The following is a 16593-nucleotide window of genomic DNA, read 5'->3' on the forward strand; positions in this document are numbered from 1 at the left end:
GAAAACGCTTCCATGCTCATCGAAGCATGCCAGCAGAAAGGGATCATACCCGTGACCATCACATGCTTCATCCGCTACGAGATCGACCCGTTCAAACGGGATGCCTTTGAAGAGTATTCCCGCAACTGGGGGCAGGCGATCCCACGCGCCGGTGTCGATCTCATCGGCTATTTCGCGCCACATGAGGGGTCGGCGACGACCGCCTATGGCGTCTATGATGTCGACAGTCTCGCAGCCTATGAGGCTTATCGGACACGGCTTGCGGCGAGCCCCGAGGGTCGCGCAAATTACGCGTTTGCAAAGCGTGAGCGCTTTATTCTCAAGGAGGATCGCATGTTCCTGAAACGCGCTTCTGCGCCCCATGCCGAACGGGTGCGGCCATGATCGCTGTCATTTTTGAAGTTCAGCCTGCACAGGGCAGGCGTGATGCCTATCTTGGCATCGCCACCGACCTGCGCCCGCTGCTCGACGGGATCGACGGATTCATTTCCATCGAGCGCTTCCAGAGCCTCAACGATGAAAGCCGGATTCTCTCACTGTCGTTCTGGCGCGACGAGCAAGCGGTCAGAGCCTGGCGCAACACGGAGGAACACAGGCAGGCCCAGCGCGCGGGTCGCGGCGGGATATTTGCCTTCTATCGTCTGCGCATCGCCCATGTCCTGCGCGATTATGGCATGACCGAGCGCGCGGAAGCCCCGGAAGACAGCCGCGCGCTGCACGACGCATGAGCGGCGTCAGGCATTGCCGATGAGCATGCCCGTGGCAAACACAAGAGCGCCGCCAAGCACCACCTGGAAGGTGGCGCGGCTCCATGGCGTTTCCATGTAGCGGTTCTGGATCCAGGCGATCGCCCACAGCTCGATGAAAACGATGATGAAAGCGATGATGGTCGCCGTCCAGAAATGTGGGATCAGATAGGGGAGCGCGTGGCCGAGGCCGCCGACAGTCGTCATGAGGCCCGTGGCAAGACCGCGCTTGATCGGCGAGCCACGCCCCGAGATGACACCATCGTCGGAGGCCACTTCCGTGAAACCCATGGAGATGCCGGCACCGATGGACGCGGCAAGACCGACGAGGAAGGTCTGCCATGTGTCGCCCGTGGCAAATGCGGCAGCGAAGATGGGCGCAAGCGTCGAGACCGAGCCGTCCATCAGGCCGGCAAGGCCAGGCTGCACATAGGTGAGGATGAATTGCTTGCGCTCGGTCTGCTCTTCCTCGGCGCGCTCGTCTTCGCCCAGATGCTTCTCGGAAAGCCGGTGTGCCAGAGATTCATGTGTCTTTTCGGCGATGGCCAGATCGCCAAGCAGTTTGCGGATGCCGGCGTCCTCCGTCCGCTTGGCCGCTTCCACGTAGAAGCGATGCGCCTGCTCCTCCATCTGCTCGGCCTGCGCACGCACCGTGTCGAGCCCCAGCGGGCGCACCAGCCAGTCGGGCTTGCGGTCGTAATAGCCGCGCACATGCTCGCGGCGGATCAGGGGAATGCGCTCGCCGAAGCGCTCCCTGTGCGCGTCGATCAGCGCCGCACGGTGTCCGTCCTCTTCCTCCGCCATGTCGTCGAACACGGCCGCCGAATGCGGGTATTCGTCGCGCAGGCCATCGGCATAGGCGCGATAGATGCGCGCGTCATCCTCTTCCGATGAAATCGCGAGTGCGAGAATCTCCTGCTCGTTGAGCGAGGAGAATGCGCGGCGGGATGATCCGAAGAAGCGTGAGAACATGTGTGGGGCAATCCATTGTTTAGAATGATTCTAAGATAGGAGGCGGCACACTCTTCGTCAATGGATTAGAACCATTCTAAAAACCACGCCCTTCTCAATCCAGCGTCCGGCGAAACCGCATCAGCGCCAGGCCGGCATAAATCAGGATAAAGAGGACTAGAATACCCGTCTCGAAGGCCACTGCCGGCAGGTCTGCCCCCTTCAGCATGATGGCGCGGATGACGCGCAGGAAATGGGTGAGCGGGAAGGTTTCGCCCAGCCATTGCGCCCAGTCGGGCATGCCGCGAAACGGAAACATGAAGCCGGAGAGCAGGATCGACGGCAGGAAAAAGAAGAAGGTGAGCTGCATGGCCTGCATCTGCGTGCGGGCGACGGTTGAGATCGTGTAGCCGAGCAGAACGAGCGCCAGTACAAAAACCAGAACCGCCGTCAGAAGCAGCCACAGGCTGCCGATAAAGGGCACGCCGAACAGCAGTTTCGCGGCCCCCAGGATCACCGCCACCTGCACCGCACCGACCACCAGATAGGGCAGCACCTTGCCCAGCATGATCTCCAGCGGGCTCGCCGGCATGGCGAGCAGGTTTTCCATGGTGCCGCGCTCGCGTTCGCGGGTGAGCGCGATGGATGTCATCATCACCATGGTCATCTGCAGGATGACGCCAAGCAGCCCCGGCACGATGTTGTATTGCGAGATGCCCTCGGGATTGTAACGGCGGTGGACGATCACTTCGAGCCGGTCAGCTGGTTTTGCCTCCGAAGCCGGCACGCCGCGCTCGCGCAAGAGCGCCTCCGAAGCAACCGTTCCGAGCGTGGAGATCGCTCCTGATGCGACGGAGGGATCGGTCGCATCCGCCTCGATCAGGATCTGGGGTCGCTGCCCCCGGTCGACACGGCGGGCGAAGTCCGACGGGATGGTGACGACAAAGACCACCGCACCGCTCGCCATCAGCTGCTCGGCCTCTTCGGCGCTCTCCACCACATGGTCGAAGCGGTAATAGTCCGTGTTCTCCAACGCAGAGACCATCGCCCGGCTGTAGTGATCCTGGCTCAGCGAAACGAGGGCCGCCGGCAGCGCCTTGGGGTCGGAATTGATCGCGTAGCCGAACAGCACGAGTTGCATGAGCGGAACGCCGAGCATCATGCCGAAGGTGATGCGGTCGCGCCGCATCTGGATGAACTCCTTGATCAGCAGGGCAATGAGCCGACTAAATGAAAAGAAGCCGTTCATTGCATGTTGTCCGTGGAATTGGCCATGAACTGGATGAACACATCCTCGAGGCTCGTTTCGCCGCGTGATACGCGCACGCCCTCCCGCCCGTCGAGATCCTGCAGCGCCGCCTTGAGCGCTTCTTCATCCGATCCCACCACATGAAGGCTTGCGCCGAAGGGTGCCACCTGCTCCACGCCAGGCCGCTCCCGCAATTCGGCTGCCAGCTTCTCCAGCTTCGGTCCGTCAACGAGATAGGTGACGAGCCCGGCGTCGCGTACCACATCGGCCACGGATCCCGTGGCCAGCATGGTGCCGTAGGAGATGTAGGAGATGCGGTGGCAGCGCTCGGCCTCATCCATGTAGTGGGTGGAAACCAGAACCGTCAGCCCGTCGGCAGCAAGACGATGGATCTCGTCCCAGAAATCGCGCCGTGCCTTCGGGTCGACACCCGCCGTCGGCTCATCGAGAAGGAGAAGTTTCGGCTGATGCATGATGCAGGCCGCCAGCGCCAGCCGCTGTTTCCAGCCGCCGGAAAGTGTGCCGGCCAGCTGGTTGCGGCGCGAAGAGAGGCCGAGATCCTCAAGTGTGCGGTCCACATGCGCACCCACCGGCTTCAAATCGTATAGCCTTGCGACGAAGGCCAGATTCTCCGCGATGGTCAGGTCTTCGTAAAAGGAGAAACGCTGCGTCATGTAGCCGACTTCGCGCTTGATCTTCAGCCCCTCGGTTCGCAGGTTGAAGCCCAGAACCGTGCCATCGCCCTCGTCCGGCGTCAAAAGCCCGCACATGATGCGGATCGTTGTCGTCTTGCCAGACCCGTTCGGGCCGAGAAAGCCGACAATCTCCCCCCTGGCCACCTGCATTGTCACATTGTTGACGACCGTCTTGTCGCCGAAACGCTTTACCAGACCGTGGACGTCAATCGCGTTCATGGCGCGTCGGCTTTCAGGCGCACATCCACGATCTGCCCCGGCTGCAGGCTGCGCGCGTCGCCCTCCGGCCGCGCCTCGACCAGATAGACAAGCTTCTGGCGCGTCTCCAGCGAATAGATCACCGGCGGGGTGAATTCCGGATCGGGAGAAATATAGGTGATGCGAGCGGTCAAACCCGCCTCGCAGCCATCGCAGTTCACAGCCAGAAGCGCATCGGGTTCAAGGCTGGAAAACGCCGCCTCCGGCACATAGACCTTGAGCTTCACCCCGCCATCGGGCAGCAGCGAGACCACCGGTGCCGAGGGTCCTGCCACATCGCCCGCATTGCGGATCACATCGTCGATGCGACCGGCGGATGGGGCTGTGATGGCGCGTTCGGAAAGGCGCCAGCGCGCCTGTTCCAGCGCGGCTTCCATCTGGTCGCGGCGCCTGGCTGCGGCCCGGATCGCCTCGGCCCGTGCCGGCAGCCTTGCGACCGCCAGATTGGCCTCGGCCTGGCCGACCCGCGTGTCCGCAAGCTCCTTTGCCGTCCGCGCCTTGTCGAGCTCGGCCTGCGTGGCAATGCCCCGGCGGGAGAGGTCTTCCGTCCGCGCGAGCACGCGGCCCGCTTCCGCCGCCTCCGCCTTCGCGGAAGCCAACGCGGCCTCCAGCACGGCGATCTCTTCTGGCCGCTTCGGCTCCTTGAGGTCGGCAAGCTGGGCTTCCGCTTCCGCCAGTCCCGCTTCGGCCTGCCGCACGGCGATGCGCGCGTCCGTGTCATCCATCACAGCAATCGTTGCGCCAGCCTCCACGATCGCACCGCGCCGCACCGGAACGGCACTCAGTTGCCCCACTTCCGTGGGCGCGAGCAGCACATAGTCGCCTTCCACATAGCCCACTGCGAGGGGCTCAGCTGACCCGCAACTGGCAATCAAACCTGCCACGACCGGAATCGCACAAAGAACGCTCATGATGTTTCCTTTCCGCGCGTCCGCGCGGCGAGTATGGCGTCGAGGTTGCCCCCGGCTATGGCCGTGATGGCCGCTGCTTCGCGTGCGCCGATTTCGCTCCAGCCCATGCGCCGCTGCACCGCTTCGCTGGCGATGCGGAAATAGACGAGCTGGCCGATCAGCGTGAACACGGTCAGCCGCGTCTCGTCGCTCTCCGCCGGTTCGCCGGTCGCCGCCTCCCAGACCGCGCAGAGGCGCTTGTGAACCGGGGCGAATATGCCTTCATAAATGCGGTCGAGCGCCACCGTGGGATGAGAGAGTTCCCGCAGCACGAATTTGACGATGAGCCCGGCTTCGGGCCGTGCTGCGATGAAGCCGGTCATCGTGTCGACAACCTGCATCAAGACAGCGCGGGCCTCGGAAGGCGTCAGGGTTGCGCCGTGATCCGGCTTGAGGTTGAGGGCACTGCCGGCAATCCTGCCGATCAGTTCGACGATGTAATCGGCACAAGCCGCGCGCAGGCCTTCCTTGCCGCCGAAATGATAGGAGATCGAGCCAATATTCGCTCGAGCCGCGCGCGCGATCTCGCGCGTTGTCGTGCCGTCGAATCCCTTTTCGCCGAAAAGCTTCAACCCCGCCCGGATGAGCGAAAGCCGCGTGTGATCCGCCGATGAAAGCCGCGTTTCGACATTCTGTGTATTGCCATTGTCATGCATCATGTCCTCGATTTAATCAAACGTTTGAATTAAGTCAAGCCGATCTCTGTTTGCTCCGATCCGCTTCAGGCCGTTTGCCCGACGCGATAAAACCTCTAAGTTCCACCTGCCATGGATTGAAGAATCGCGGACGAGAGCCAATGAGCGAACAACCAAGCACCCTGCTCGACCGGTTCGGCCGCTTTCTGGCAAGGCGGCTGCAAAGCGAATCCTCTGGGTATCAACCCTACACGCCGTCCGACCCCGAAACCCTGCATCGCACCCTGCAGCCCGGCGATATTCTGCTGATCGAAGGCAATCAGCGCATTTCGGCGGCGATCAAATATCTGACCCAGTCCACCTGGAGCCACGCGGCACTTTATGTCGGCGATGCTCTGCCCGAGCCCGAAGACGGCTCGGAACGCCCGCGTCTCGTGGAAGTCATCCTGGGCGATGGCTGCATTGCCGTGCCGCTTTCCAAGTACAAGACCTACAACACGCGCATCTGCCGGGCGAACGGCCTCACACCCGATGACCGGGATTCGATCGTGGCGTTCATGATCGAGAAGCTCGGCTTGCGTTACGATATGCGCAACATTTTCGATCTGATGCGTTACTTTCTTCCGACGCCCCCCGTGCCAGTACGCTGGCGCCGGCGCATGATCGCCATCGGCTCGGGCGATCCGACGCGCGCGATCTGTTCATCCCTCATTGCCCAGGCGTTTCAAAACGTTGGCTATCCGATCCTGCCCGAGATTACCAAAGCCAAGGGACATGCTTCAGCCGAGTCCTCCTATTCGCGGCAGGAGATACTTCACATCCGTCATCATAGCCTTTTCACGCCGCGTGATTTTGACCTTTCTCCCTATTTCGCGATCGTCAAACCTACACTCGCCTTCGGCTTCGACTACAAAACACTGAAATGGGGCGAGCCGCAGAGCACTGGCGCTGCTACGGAAGACAGAGGGACGCATTGATGGACATGCATGTAGCGCTATTTCTGCTTTTTGTTGCGTTCACCGCTTATTCGCTCATCTCGCGCAAGCTTGAGGCTTCTGTTCTTTCAGGGCCGATGCTCTTTACCGCGCTGGGATACGGCTTCTACATGGCCGATGCCACGCTCGCCTCCCCGCTAGACAATTCAGTTGTAGAGTTTCTCGCAACGGCAACGCTTGCGATCATCCTTTTCCGAGACGCCGCCAACATCCGCATTTCAAGCGTGATGGCAGAACGCGCCACGGCCCTCCTCTCCGCACGCCTTCTCTTCATCGGAATTCCGCTCACCATCCTCGTCGGGACTGCCGCGGGAATGGTTCTGTTTCCGGCGCTCGGCATTTTCGGGGCACTGGTACTCGCCATTGTTCTGACCCCCACCGACGCGGCGCTGGCGCAGCCGGTCTTTGGGAATGACGGTCTGCCCGAGGTCGAGCGTGAAGCATTGGATGTCGAAAGTGGTCTGAACGACGGCCTCTGCCTGCCTCTCCTGTTGATCACCCTGGCACTTGCAGCCGATACCGGCTCCGGCGAAGGCATGGCCGGTCACGCCACGTTCTTCTTAAAACAGGTGATTTTCGGACCACTGGTCGGACTCGTCGTCGGCTACGTTGGAGCCGCGGGTGCCAGATTTGCGTTTGCGCATGCGCTCTCAAACCCCGCCGGGCGTACACCCATCATGGTCGGGCTGGCAGGCCTCTCCTTTCTCGGAGCGGAGCTGGCCAGCGGAAACGGCTTTCTTGCTGCCTTTGCAGCGGGGCTGGCCTTTGGCTGGCGGCTGCCTGCCGAAACGGTGGAGAAGGCGAGCAATTTTGCCATGACCGAGGGGTCGATCCTCACCAATCTCACCTTTCTCCTTTTCGGCGTCGCGATGCTTCCGCAAGCTCTGGAAGCACCCGCTTTGTCCGCGTTGCTCTACGCGGTCCTTAGCCTTACCGTTATCCGTATTGCCCCCGTTTTCATCGCTATGCTGGGTACGCGAACCAGCATGGGAGCCAGGCTATTCGTTGGCTGGTTCGGCCCGCGCGGCCTTGCCTCGGTCCTTTATCTGATCCTTGTGGTGGACCAGTCCGGCTTCGATGCGGCGCAGGAAATCACCAATATTGCCGTTTTCACGATCCTTTTGTCGGTGATCCTTCACGGAGCGACGGCTCCCTTTGCCCAGAAAACATTCTTCCCCATGCGGTCCTGACGCCGCTCACCACCTGCTCCAGAAGATGTGACCGGCGCCTGTCTCGCCGCGATGCCGCTCAGGCCCTATAATCCGGCTACACTTTGCCGTCGGGGTGCGGCCTGCGTCCCGGCAGATCCGGGAGGTCTGAAATGACGGATTTTCATGTCATGGCCGGAACCGAGAAGGCTTTGTCTTTGCCGGCTGTTCGCAAGATCAGCACGTCGGATGTGATCGACGCGCTTGGACGTGGGCTGGATGATTTCTGGCAGAAACCTTCGCACTATGCGTTCCTGTGCCTCATCTACCCGCTTGTCGGCGTGGTGCTGATCTATTCAGCTTCGGGTGCGAATGCGCTGCCGCTTCTTTTCCCGCTTGCTTCCGGCTTTGCGCTGCTCGGGCCATTTGCAGCCATCGGCCTTTACGAAATCAGCCGGAGACGCGAAGCCGGGCTCGATACATCCTGGTGGCACGCTCTGGCAGTGCGCAAGTCACCGGCGATCCCGTCCATCATGGCTGTGGGCGCAATGCTCTTTGCCGTCTTCGTGACCTGGCTTCTGGTGGCGCAGGGGCTTTACGTGCGTCTGCTCGGCCCCGAACCGCCTGCATCTTTCACGCAATTCCTTGAATTGCTGTTCACGACCGACGCCGGCTTGATGCTCCTGACACTCGGCAATGCGATCGGCTTCATTTTCGCGCTCGTTGTTCTGATCACCACAGTCATCGCTTTTCCCATGCTGCTTGACCGCGATTGCGGGGCAGTGGCAGCGATTGTCACCTCCGTGCGAGCGGCCAGCGCCAACCCCCTGCCCATTGCTCTTTGGGGTGTGTTGGTGGCGGGTGCGCTTATTGTCGGGTCGCTTCCGCTCTTTGCCGGCCTTGCTGTGGTGATGCCAGTCCTCGGTCATGCCACATGGCATCTCTACCGAAAGCTGGTGGCCGACTAGGCGGAAGCCCCATTTCCAGGTGCCGGTGAGGCACAGGGAACGATCACTGCCGGTTCTTCTGCCGCAGCGTCATAAAGATTGTGCGCGATCTTGCCCAAGGCATCGATCAGGATGCGCCGTTCATCATCGGCGAGACCGGAAAGCGCCTCATCGTGCACAGTCTCGGTGATCGCCCGAATGCCGGAGCATGCCTCGCGAGCCTTGCGTGTGGCATAGATCATGCGGACGCGCCGATCCGTTCTGGCAAGACGGCGCTCCACCCAACCGCTCTCCGCCAAACGGTCGACCATACGCGAAACGCTGATTGGCTCTACTTCCAAAAGCTCGGCCAACCGGACCTGCGGCATGCCGTCTGCCTTCAGAAGGCCAAACAGCAACCGCCACTGAGCAGACGAAAGGCCGAATTCATTGTCAATTTCCTGGAAACGCTTGCGCATCAAACGCGCGACGTCATGGATCAGGAAACCCAGTTTGATTTGATCGGGATCGTTCATGGGCGGGATATATGGTCGCCCATTCCCATGCGCAATGTCACAAATTTCTGCTCCTGACACGTCACGCCGTCGCTCTGCTGCAGCAATCTGCTTGTCGAAGAACGGACTGCCTGCTAAGGCCAGCGGCATGACGAACACGCCACTTTCCCATATTCGCAACTTTTCCATCGTCGCGCATATCGACCATGGCAAGTCGACGCTCGCCGACCGGCTGATCCAGATGACCGGATCCCTGGAAGACCGCGAGATGAAGGATCAGATTCTCGACTCGATGGACATCGAGCGCGAGCGCGGCATCACCATCAAGGCGCAGACCGTGCGCCTCGAGTATGATGCGCGCAATGGCGAGCACTATGTGCTGAACCTGATCGACACGCCCGGCCACGTAGACTTTGCCTATGAGGTCTCGCGCTCGCTTTCGGCCTGCGAGGGCTCGCTTCTGGTGGTCGATGCCAGTCAGGGTGTGGAAGCCCAGACGCTCGCCAATGTCTACCAGGCCATCGACAACGATCATGAGATCGTGACCGTCTTGAACAAGGTGGACCTGCCGGCTGCCGACACTGACCGCGTCAAGGAGCAGATCGAGGAAGTGATCGGGCTGGATGCTTCCGACGCGATCCCGATTTCCGCAAAGACCGGCGTCGGCATCGACGAGGTTCTGGAAGCCATCGTGACACGCCTGCCCGCACCGCAGGGCGGTGACCGCGAAGCTCCGCTCAAAGCCTTGCTGGTCGACAGCTGGTACGATGCTTATCTCGGTGTGATCGTGCTGGTGCGGGTGATTGATGGCAAACTGAAGAAGGGCCAGACCATTCGCATGATGGGCACGGACGCCAAATATCCGGTAGACCGGGTTGGCGTCATGACCCCGAAGATGGTGATGGTCGATGAGCTCGGCCCCGGCGAGATCGGCTTCATCACCGCCTCGATCAAGGAAGTGGCCGACACCCGTGTCGGCGACACGATCACCGAGGACAAGCGCCAAACGGATAAACCGCTGCCGGGCTTCAAGCCGGCACAGCCGGTTGTCTTCTGCGGCCTCTTCCCGGTCGATGCCGCAGACTTTGAGGATCTGCGCGCCGCCATGGGCAAATTGCGTCTCAACGATGCCTCGTTTTCATTCGAGATGGAGACCTCGGCGGCCCTCGGCTTCGGCTTCCGCTGCGGCTTCCTCGGCCTTCTGCATCTGGAGATCATCCAGGAGCGGCTGGAGCGCGAGTTCAATCTCGACCTCATCGCCACCGCGCCCTCGGTGGTCTACCGCATGAACCTGACCTCGGGCGATCAGGTCGAGCTGCACAATCCGGCCGACATGCCGGACGTGGTGAAGATCGCCTCCATCGAGGAGCCTTGGATCAAGGCCACGATCCTCACGCCCGACGATTATCTCGGCCCGATCCTCAAGCTTTGCCAGGAGCGACGCGGCATCCAGACGGATCTTTCCTATGTCGGCAAACGCGCCATGGTCACCTATGAGCTGCCGCTCAACGAGGTGGTGTTCGATTTCTACGACCGGCTGAAGTCCATCACCAAGGGCTATGCCAGCTTCGACTATCAGCTCACCGGCTATCGTGAAGGCGATCTGGTGAAGATGTCGATCCTCGTCAACGAAGAGCCGGTTGATGCGCTCTCCATGCTGGTCCACCGGCAGGCGGCGGAAAAGCGCGGCCGCGTCATGTGCGAGAAGCTGAAAGAGCTCATCCCCCGCCACATGTTCAAGATCCCGATCCAGGCGGCCATTGGCGGCAAGGTCATCGCCCGCGAGACCATTTCGGCCATGCGCAAGGACGTGACGGCGAAGTGTTACGGCGGCGACGTGACCCGCAAGCGCAAGCTGCTCGAGAAGCAGAAAGAGGGCAAGAAGCGCATGCGCCAGTTCGGCAAGGTGGAAATTCCGCAGGAAGCCTTCATCCAGGCGCTGAAGATGAGCGACTAGCACTCAGGCATAAAAACGGGTGGGCTTGCTGCCACGGCAGACAAACCCACCCTCGATGCCGCTGATACGGGCTGCCCCGCCACCCGGGCCCGGCGACATCGTCTCGTCTGCCAGATCAGCGTCAGGTTTCCGTTATTGCCGGATCTGGCTTCTGGCGCAGCGCGTGCGCTCTGGCGGGTGTTGTGGCCAAGGATCGGCGGTTCAGCGCGCTTTCAGCTTGAAGCCGCCGCCGCTACATTCGACGATCTGCTTGCCGGCCATCTGGTAGGCTGAGTCCCACGAGACCTTCACCGACTTGGGACAGCTGCGATACGTCTTGTTGACGAGGTTCACGCTTCCCTGCGGCGTGTTGGCGGTGATCTTCACCAGCTTCAGACCCTTTGTGCTGCTGATGGTGCAGACCACATGGTTGGGCACCGAGCAGTTCATCGAGGGGCCCGCCATCTGCGGGGCGAGCGCGAACTGGCCGGCGACGCCGGCGGTCGGTATGGCCGTCGCCGAAAGCATCACGAGCGAGGCTGCGGCCATGGCGATCCGGTTTGTCTTGAAAGAGTAGGGCATTGTCATCTCCAGTACGGGTTTCAGGATGGGGCAATCGCGCCCCGGCATCCATCAGTCGCCGCGGTCTGGAGAAAGGTTCATGGAAAAAACTGGGCCGAAAAAATCTCAATTCGGGTTGAGATGGTAGCCCGGACCAACGGTAAGCGGTCGGTCAGGTACGACCTTGTCGCTGATCTGGCTCGCAAAGGTCGTGTCCACCTCCCAGATTGTGCTGGTTTTCTCACGGTCGTAGACACGGATCGATACCTTGTACGGTTTCTTCGCTTCGACCCCGCGGACCGGCGGTGTTCTGAGTGCGTAGCGGTCGGTCATCGTGCTCACACGCTCCGACACGACGAGCGACGCGCCTCCTGCCGGGTCTTCGAATGTCGCCTCGATGATTGAGCCGCTGGCCAACGGCCGCACCACCTGAGCGGTAAATCCATAGAACACCTCGCCCTGGCGGTAATTGAACATGAAGCCGCCCCCGAGAATCTTGACATAGGGCTCGTTCGACGGGTCGTTTCGCGTGAACCAGCCAATGGCAAAGAGCACCCCACAGAGGATCAATGCGGTCATGGCGATGCTGCGTAAAGATATGAATCTCATAATCTTTTTTCCCTCAACCGGGCAGCATGGCGCCGTGCTTTTGCCGCGCCCCCACAATGCTCCATGCTGCACCAGCGGCGGGAGGCATTTTTCGTTTCATCGTAGAATAGCCAACCGCAGCCTTCCGGCCCCGGACAGGCTTTCAGTCGCTGCAGATCACCGTCGATGAGCATCGCTTCAGCACTGAGAGCAACAGCCAGAAGAGGGGCATCCAGATCGAGGCGGTTCTTGTCCCAGCTCCAGACAAAGCGCTCCGCATCCTTCTTCAAGCATTGACGCTGCCGGCCCGCGCTCACGAGTTCACCAAGCGCGCCGAGCGCGTCCTTCGGCGGATCTTCCCCGATGATCGTATTCTGGAAGATCGCAAAGAGCGTTTCGCGAAATCGCGTGGCTCTGACATGTGCGGCCTTCGCCACAGGAGCGTTCTTTTCCGCCATCGTCTGCAGGCGGGTCAGAGTTTCCGCGTCGAACACAGTCAACTGGCTGCACCAGCCGAGCAGTGCCGCCATATCGGGAATGTAGTCCTTCGTTGCCGGCTTCGACCGGCAATTCACCGTGTTGACGAAGTCCAGGCAAAGCCTGCCGCCAAAAAAGAACGGCACTGGCCACGCTGCGTTCTCAGCCAAGGATCCAATCTCCCATCGTCATAACCAGCTAAACGTATTTTGCTGGTTGGTCAAGAATGGATCACGGCGATGGGGGAGCGCCAAACGAAAACGGCGCCGGTTGCCCGGCGCCGCTTGCATGAAACCGACTGCGGGACAGCATCAAATATCGAGATTTGCCACCGACAGCGCGTTGTCTTGGATGAACTCCCGGCGCGGCTCCACTTCGTCACCCATCAAGCGTGAGAAGAGCGAATCCGCGTCCGTCGCATCGGTCACCTTCACCTGAAGCAGCGAGCGCGCATCGGGATCCAGCGTCGTCTCCCAAAGCTGCTCGGCATTCATCTCGCCAAGACCTTTATAGCGCTGCATGGTGAGGCCCTTACGGCCCGTGGCGAAGACCTGATCGAGCAGCGCCATCGGCCCGGAAATCACTTCCGACTTGTCCTTGCGGCGCAGCACAGGTGATTTGGTATAGATTTCCTGCAGGCGCGTTGCATAGCGGTCGATTGCGCGCGCATCGGCCGAGGCCACCAACGCAGAATCGAGAACCACCACCTCACGCACACCGCGCACCGTACGCTCGAAGAGATAACCGCCCGCGCCCTCGTTGGAAGGGTTTACACGCCCTTCCCAGCCACGTTCCGTATCCTCCGCAATCATGTCGAGCCGCTCGGCGACGTGCTTGACAGCTTCGGCTGCCCGGCCCGGGTCAGCCAGCACTGCCGCGCTGAGCGCACCGGCAATCGCCGCCTGCTCCACCACAGAACGATTATAGCGGGTGTGAAGACCATTGATGAGCGCGCGTACTCCGCGCGCATCTTCGATCACCTGTTTCAGATCCTGTCCGCCGCGAACTTCACCGTTGGAAAGCTCCAGCGTCGCTTCTTCAAGGCCGGAATCGATCAGGAATTCCTCGAACGCAGCCTCATCCTTGATGTACTGGACCGATTTGCCGCGCGTCACCTTGTAGAGCGGTGGCTGGGCAATATAGAGGTGCCCGCGCTCGATCAGCTCCGGCATCTGCCGGAAGAAGAAGGTGAGAAGCAGCGTGCGAATGTGGGCGCCGTCGACGTCGGCGTCGGTCATGATGATGATCTTGTGGTAGCGCAGCTTCTCGGCGTTGAATTCATCCTTGCCGATGCCCGTGCCGAGTGCCGTGATCAGCGTGCCGATCATGTCGGAAGACAGCATGCGGTCGAAGCGCGCACGCTCCACATTCAGGATCTTGCCACGCAGCGGCAGGATCGCCTGGTTTTTGCGCGAACGACCGGATTTGGCCGAGCCGCCAGCGGAGTCACCCTCGACGATGAAGAGTTCGGACTTGGCCGGATCACGCTCCTGGCAATCCGCAAGCTTGCCTGGAAGAGACGTGATGTCGAGCACACCCTTGCGCCGCGTCAGCTCACGCGCCTTGCGGGCAGCCTCGCGCGCGGCTGCGGCTTCCACGACCTTGCCGATCAACGCCTTGGCTTCTGCAGGATGTTCCTCGAACCAGGTGCCGAGCGCCTCGTTGACGAGGCTCTCCACCACCGGGCGCACTTCGGAGGACACCAGCTTGTCCTTGGTCTGGGAGGAGAATTTCGGGTCCGGCACCTTCACCGAGAGAACCGCTGTCAGGCCTTCACGGCAATCGTCACCGGTGAGCGAAACCTTTTCCTTCTTGGTCAGGCCCGAGCTCTCGGCATACCCCGTCACCTGACGTGTCAGCGCGCCGCGGAAACCGGCCATATGCGTGCCGCCATCGCGCTGCGGAATGTTATTCGTGAAGGCCAGCACATTCTCGTGGTAGGAATCGTTCCACCACATGGCGACTTCCACCGTGATGCCGTCCTTCTCGCCACCGATGGAAATCGGCGCGTCGATCAGCGGCTTCTTGGCGCGGTCCAGATATTTGACGAACTCGACAATGCCGCCATCGAAGAGGAATTCCTGCTTCCTCTCGTCGGCATGGCGCTTGTCGGTCAAAAGAATGCGCACGCCCGAATTGAGGAAGGCAAGCTCGCGCAGGCGATGCTCCAGCGTGTCGTAATTGAATTCCGTCATGGTGAACGTGTCGGGCGAAGGCAGAAAGCTCACTTCCGTGCCCGTCTCGTCACCGGCATCCCCCGTCACGGCAAGCGGCGCATCCGCCACGCCGTGCGTGAAGCTCATTTCATGCACCTTGCCCTTGCGGCGGATCTTGAGCTTGAGCCAGATGGACAGCGCGTTCACCACGGAAACGCCCACGCCATGCAGACCGCCCGACACCTTGTAGGAATTCTGGTCGAACTTACCGCCAGCATGAAGCTGCGTCATAATGACCTCGGCAGCCGAAACGCCCTCTTCGGCATGCATGTCGGTCGGTATGCCGCGGCCATTGTCGGTCACCGTGCAGGAGCCATCGGGATTGAGCGTTACCGTCACCAGCGTCGCATGACCGGCCAGCGCCTCGTCGATCGCGTTGTCGACCACCTCGTAGACCATGTGGTGCAGGCCGGAGCCATCATCCGTATCACCGATATACATGCCGGGGCGTTTTCGAACGGCGTCCAGACCCTTCAAAACCTTGATGGATTCAGCGCCGTATTCGGCCGGTTCGCCTGGGAGAGTGTCGGGCGTGTCGCTCATCAAATTCTTTCGCTCAGGAGCCCTGAGGGAACCCCCTTTTGGGCATGGGAAATCCGCGCCGCGAATCATGCGGCGCCTGTCCCCCAAGATATAGGCGTTTCAGGGCTTTTTTCCAAGTTTTGCAGCGATTTCGGCCTGGGGACGAAAACTATGACTGGCACCCTTTGCCTTTGGCACGAAACCGATTATGTAGCCCTTGAGAAATCGGAGACAGAGGCAAATGGCCACCATCAGCCAGAAACCTAAGCTCATCACCATTTTCGGCGGCAACGGCTTTGTCGGCCGCCATCTGGTGCAGGCCCTCACAAAGCGCGGCCACCGGGTGCGCGTTGCATGCCGCAACCCCCACACAGCGATACATCTGCAGCCGCTCGGCAATGTGGGTCAGGTGCAGGCCGTGCAGGCAAACCTGCGCAACCGCGCTTCGATTGACCGGGCCGTTGAAGGGGCAGACCACGTGATCAATCTGGTCGGGATCCTCTATGAATCCGGCCGCCAGTCTTTTGACGCAGTTCAGCATTTTGGCGCCCGTGCCGTGGCGGAAGCTGCTCGTGCCGCAGGTGCGAAGCTGACCCATGGCTCAGCCATCGGCGCAGATCCGGAGTCCGAATCCGAATATGCCCGCACCAAGGCGCTGGGTGAGAAGGCCGTGCTGGAAACGGTCAAGGATGCAGTGATCATCCGCCCCTCCATCGTTTTCGGTCCGGAAGACGACTTTTTTAACCGCTTTGCCAACATGGCGCGGTTCTCGCCATTCCTGCCGCTCATTGGTGGTGGCGAAACGAAGTTCCAGCCCGTCTATGTGGGCGATGTGGCCGAGGCCTATGCGCGCTCTGTCGACGGCGATCTCCAAGGCGGCCAGATCTACGAGCTGGGTGGACCGGAAGTGCTCACCTTCCGTGAATGCCTTGAGGAGATGCTCGAAGCGACCTACCGCAAGCGCTGGTTCGTTTCTCTGCCCTGGTTCGTCGCACGCATTCAGGCCCGCATTCTTGGCCTTCTGCCGAAGCCGCTGCTTACCCTCGATCAGGTGAAGCTTCTGAAGACCGACAATGTCGTCTCCGAAAAGGCGAAAGCGGCTGGCCGCACTTTGGACGGCCTTGGCATTCAGAAACACTCGCTGGCAGCCATCCTGCCCACATATCTGTGGCGCTATCGCCCTGCAGGCCAGTTCACCCGCAAACAGTTCCTGTAAGGCGGATCC

The 16593-nt window shown here is 61.0% G+C and carries 17 protein-coding genes; 7 read left to right on the plus strand and 10 right to left on the minus strand.

The genetic code is table 11. The features are described 5' to 3' along the window. Positions 1-12: 12 nt before the first annotated feature. Positions 13-384: an NIPSNAP family protein gene (locus AC2CHD_RS14920; protein ID WP_484554330.1), complete on the plus strand. Its 372-nt coding sequence runs from the start codon at positions 13-15 to the stop codon at positions 382-384. Continuing rightward, the gene (locus AC2CHD_RS14925) at positions 381-728 is read left to right on the plus strand and encodes an antibiotic biosynthesis monooxygenase family protein (RefSeq protein ID WP_484554331.1); all 348 of its coding nucleotides are present in this window, start codon (positions 381-383) and stop codon (positions 726-728) included. The genes AC2CHD_RS14920 and AC2CHD_RS14925 overlap by 4 nt, the downstream gene beginning before the upstream one ends. 6 nt (positions 729-734) lie before the next feature. Here AC2CHD_RS14925 and mbfA read toward each other — a convergent pair whose 3' ends face one another. The 5 genes from mbfA to AC2CHD_RS14950 form a co-directional block, all read right to left on the minus strand. Beyond that, on the minus strand, positions 735-1718 hold the full coding sequence (gene mbfA / locus AC2CHD_RS14930) for an iron exporter MbfA (RefSeq protein WP_484554332.1): 984 nt from the start codon (positions 1716-1718) through the stop codon (positions 735-737). A 94-nt stretch (positions 1719-1812) separates the two neighbouring features. Further along, a complete protein-coding gene (locus AC2CHD_RS14935) occupies positions 1813-2946 on the minus strand; it encodes an ABC transporter permease (RefSeq protein ID WP_484554333.1) in 1134 nt (377 codons plus the stop codon). Further along, on the minus strand, positions 2943-3860 hold the full coding sequence (locus AC2CHD_RS14940; protein WP_484554334.1) for an ABC transporter ATP-binding protein: 918 nt from the start codon (positions 3858-3860) through the stop codon (positions 2943-2945). Before AC2CHD_RS14940 ends, AC2CHD_RS14935 begins: the two co-directional genes overlap by 4 nt. Further along, positions 3857-4810 carry an HlyD family secretion protein gene (locus AC2CHD_RS14945; protein ID WP_484554335.1) on the minus strand — a complete coding sequence of 318 codons (954 nt, stop codon included), beginning with the start codon at positions 4808-4810 and terminating at the stop codon, positions 3857-3859. Before AC2CHD_RS14945 ends, AC2CHD_RS14940 begins: the two co-directional genes overlap by 4 nt. After that, positions 4807-5508 carry a CerR family C-terminal domain-containing protein gene (locus AC2CHD_RS14950; RefSeq protein ID WP_484554336.1) on the minus strand — a complete coding sequence of 234 codons (702 nt, stop codon included), beginning with the start codon at positions 5506-5508 and terminating at the stop codon, positions 4807-4809. Before AC2CHD_RS14950 ends, AC2CHD_RS14945 begins: the two co-directional genes overlap by 4 nt. Positions 5509-5645: 137 nt before the next feature. Between AC2CHD_RS14950 and AC2CHD_RS14955 the strand changes: the two genes are divergently transcribed. The 3 genes from AC2CHD_RS14955 (at position 5646) to AC2CHD_RS14965 (ending at position 8595) form a co-directional block, all read left to right on the plus strand. After that, the gene (locus AC2CHD_RS14955) at positions 5646-6461 is read left to right on the plus strand and encodes a YiiX/YebB-like N1pC/P60 family cysteine hydrolase (RefSeq protein WP_229449364.1); all 816 of its coding nucleotides are present in this window, start codon (positions 5646-5648) and stop codon (positions 6459-6461) included. Further along, positions 6461-7669 carry a cation:proton antiporter domain-containing protein gene (locus AC2CHD_RS14960; protein ID WP_484554337.1) on the plus strand — a complete coding sequence of 403 codons (1209 nt, stop codon included), beginning with the start codon at positions 6461-6463 and terminating at the stop codon, positions 7667-7669. Before AC2CHD_RS14955 ends, AC2CHD_RS14960 begins: the two co-directional genes overlap by 1 nt. Before the next feature lie 131 nt (positions 7670-7800). Further along, entirely contained in the window at positions 7801-8595 is a 795-nt protein-coding gene (locus AC2CHD_RS14965; protein WP_484554338.1) for a DUF2189 domain-containing protein, read from the plus strand. Here AC2CHD_RS14965 and AC2CHD_RS14970 read toward each other — a convergent pair. Beyond that, on the minus strand, positions 8592-9089 hold the full coding sequence (locus AC2CHD_RS14970; RefSeq protein ID WP_484554339.1) for a MarR family winged helix-turn-helix transcriptional regulator: 498 nt from the start codon (positions 9087-9089) through the stop codon (positions 8592-8594). The genes AC2CHD_RS14965 and AC2CHD_RS14970 overlap by 4 nt on opposite strands. A gap of 127 nt (positions 9090-9216) precedes the next feature. On the opposite strand from AC2CHD_RS14970, the gene lepA reads away from it, so the two are divergent. Then, a complete protein-coding gene (lepA, locus tag AC2CHD_RS14975; protein ID WP_229449367.1) occupies positions 9217-11025 on the plus strand; it encodes a translation elongation factor 4 in 1809 nt (602 codons plus the stop codon). Between the two features lie 201 nt (positions 11026-11226). On the opposite strand, the gene AC2CHD_RS14980 is transcribed toward lepA, so the two are convergent. The 4 genes from AC2CHD_RS14980 to gyrB all read right to left on the minus strand — a co-directional run bounded on the left by AC2CHD_RS14980 (position 11227) and on the right by gyrB (position 15389). Beyond that, positions 11227-11586 carry a hypothetical protein gene (locus tag AC2CHD_RS14980; RefSeq protein WP_007007993.1) on the minus strand — a complete coding sequence of 120 codons (360 nt, stop codon included), beginning with the start codon at positions 11584-11586 and terminating at the stop codon, positions 11227-11229. A gap of 105 nt (positions 11587-11691) precedes the next feature. Continuing rightward, a complete protein-coding gene (locus tag AC2CHD_RS14985) occupies positions 11692-12174 on the minus strand; it encodes a hypothetical protein (RefSeq protein WP_484554340.1) in 483 nt (160 codons plus the stop codon). Then, positions 12171-12800: a CGNR zinc finger domain-containing protein gene (locus AC2CHD_RS14990; RefSeq protein WP_484554341.1), complete on the minus strand. Its 630-nt coding sequence runs from the start codon at positions 12798-12800 to the stop codon at positions 12171-12173. Before AC2CHD_RS14990 ends, AC2CHD_RS14985 begins: the two co-directional genes overlap by 4 nt. A gap of 141 nt (positions 12801-12941) precedes the next feature. Continuing rightward, a complete protein-coding gene (gene gyrB, locus AC2CHD_RS14995) occupies positions 12942-15389 on the minus strand; it encodes a DNA topoisomerase (ATP-hydrolyzing) subunit B (protein ID WP_484554342.1) in 2448 nt (815 codons plus the stop codon). A 220-nt stretch (positions 15390-15609) separates the two neighbouring features. On the opposite strand from gyrB, the gene AC2CHD_RS15000 reads away from it, so the two are divergent. After that, on the plus strand, positions 15610-16584 hold the full coding sequence (locus AC2CHD_RS15000) for a complex I NDUFA9 subunit family protein (RefSeq protein ID WP_484554343.1): 975 nt from the start codon (positions 15610-15612) through the stop codon (positions 16582-16584). Positions 16585-16593 lie beyond the last annotated feature (9 nt).

The organism is Nitratireductor sp. ATLC21 (assembly GCF_057196525.1).

Coding starts and splice junctions, on each gene's coding strand:
- AC2CHD_RS15000 (WP_484554343.1), top strand. CDS start 15,610: ATGGCCACCATCAGCCAGAAACCTAAGCTCATCACCATTTTCGGCGGC.
- AC2CHD_RS14965 (WP_484554338.1), top strand. CDS start 7,801: ATGACGGATTTTCATGTCATGGCCGGAACCGAGAAGGCTTTGTCTTTG.
- AC2CHD_RS14985 (WP_484554340.1), bottom strand. CDS start 12,174: ATGAGATTCATATCTTTACGCAGCATCGCCATGACCGCATTGATCCTC.
- AC2CHD_RS14940 (WP_484554334.1), bottom strand. CDS start 3,860: ATGAACGCGATTGACGTCCACGGTCTGGTAAAGCGTTTCGGCGACAAG.
- AC2CHD_RS14980 (WP_007007993.1), bottom strand. CDS start 11,586: ATGCCCTACTCTTTCAAGACAAACCGGATCGCCATGGCCGCAGCCTCG.
- AC2CHD_RS14950 (WP_484554336.1), bottom strand. CDS start 5,508: ATGATGCATGACAATGGCAATACACAGAATGTCGAAACGCGGCTTTCA.
- AC2CHD_RS14960 (WP_484554337.1), top strand. CDS start 6,461: ATGGACATGCATGTAGCGCTATTTCTGCTTTTTGTTGCGTTCACCGCT.
- AC2CHD_RS14920 (WP_484554330.1), top strand. CDS start 13: ATGCTCATCGAAGCATGCCAGCAGAAAGGGATCATACCCGTGACCATC.
- mbfA (WP_484554332.1), bottom strand. CDS start 1,718: ATGTTCTCACGCTTCTTCGGATCATCCCGCCGCGCATTCTCCTCGCTC.
- AC2CHD_RS14945 (WP_484554335.1), bottom strand. CDS start 4,810: ATGAGCGTTCTTTGTGCGATTCCGGTCGTGGCAGGTTTGATTGCCAGT.
- lepA (WP_229449367.1), top strand. CDS start 9,217: ATGACGAACACGCCACTTTCCCATATTCGCAACTTTTCCATCGTCGCG.
- AC2CHD_RS14955 (WP_229449364.1), top strand. CDS start 5,646: ATGAGCGAACAACCAAGCACCCTGCTCGACCGGTTCGGCCGCTTTCTG.
- AC2CHD_RS14925 (WP_484554331.1), top strand. CDS start 381: ATGATCGCTGTCATTTTTGAAGTTCAGCCTGCACAGGGCAGGCGTGAT.
- AC2CHD_RS14935 (WP_484554333.1), bottom strand. CDS start 2,946: ATGAACGGCTTCTTTTCATTTAGTCGGCTCATTGCCCTGCTGATCAAG.
- AC2CHD_RS14970 (WP_484554339.1), bottom strand. CDS start 9,089: ATGAACGATCCCGATCAAATCAAACTGGGTTTCCTGATCCATGACGTC.
- gyrB (WP_484554342.1), bottom strand. CDS start 15,389: ATGAGCGACACGCCCGACACTCTCCCAGGCGAACCGGCCGAATACGGC.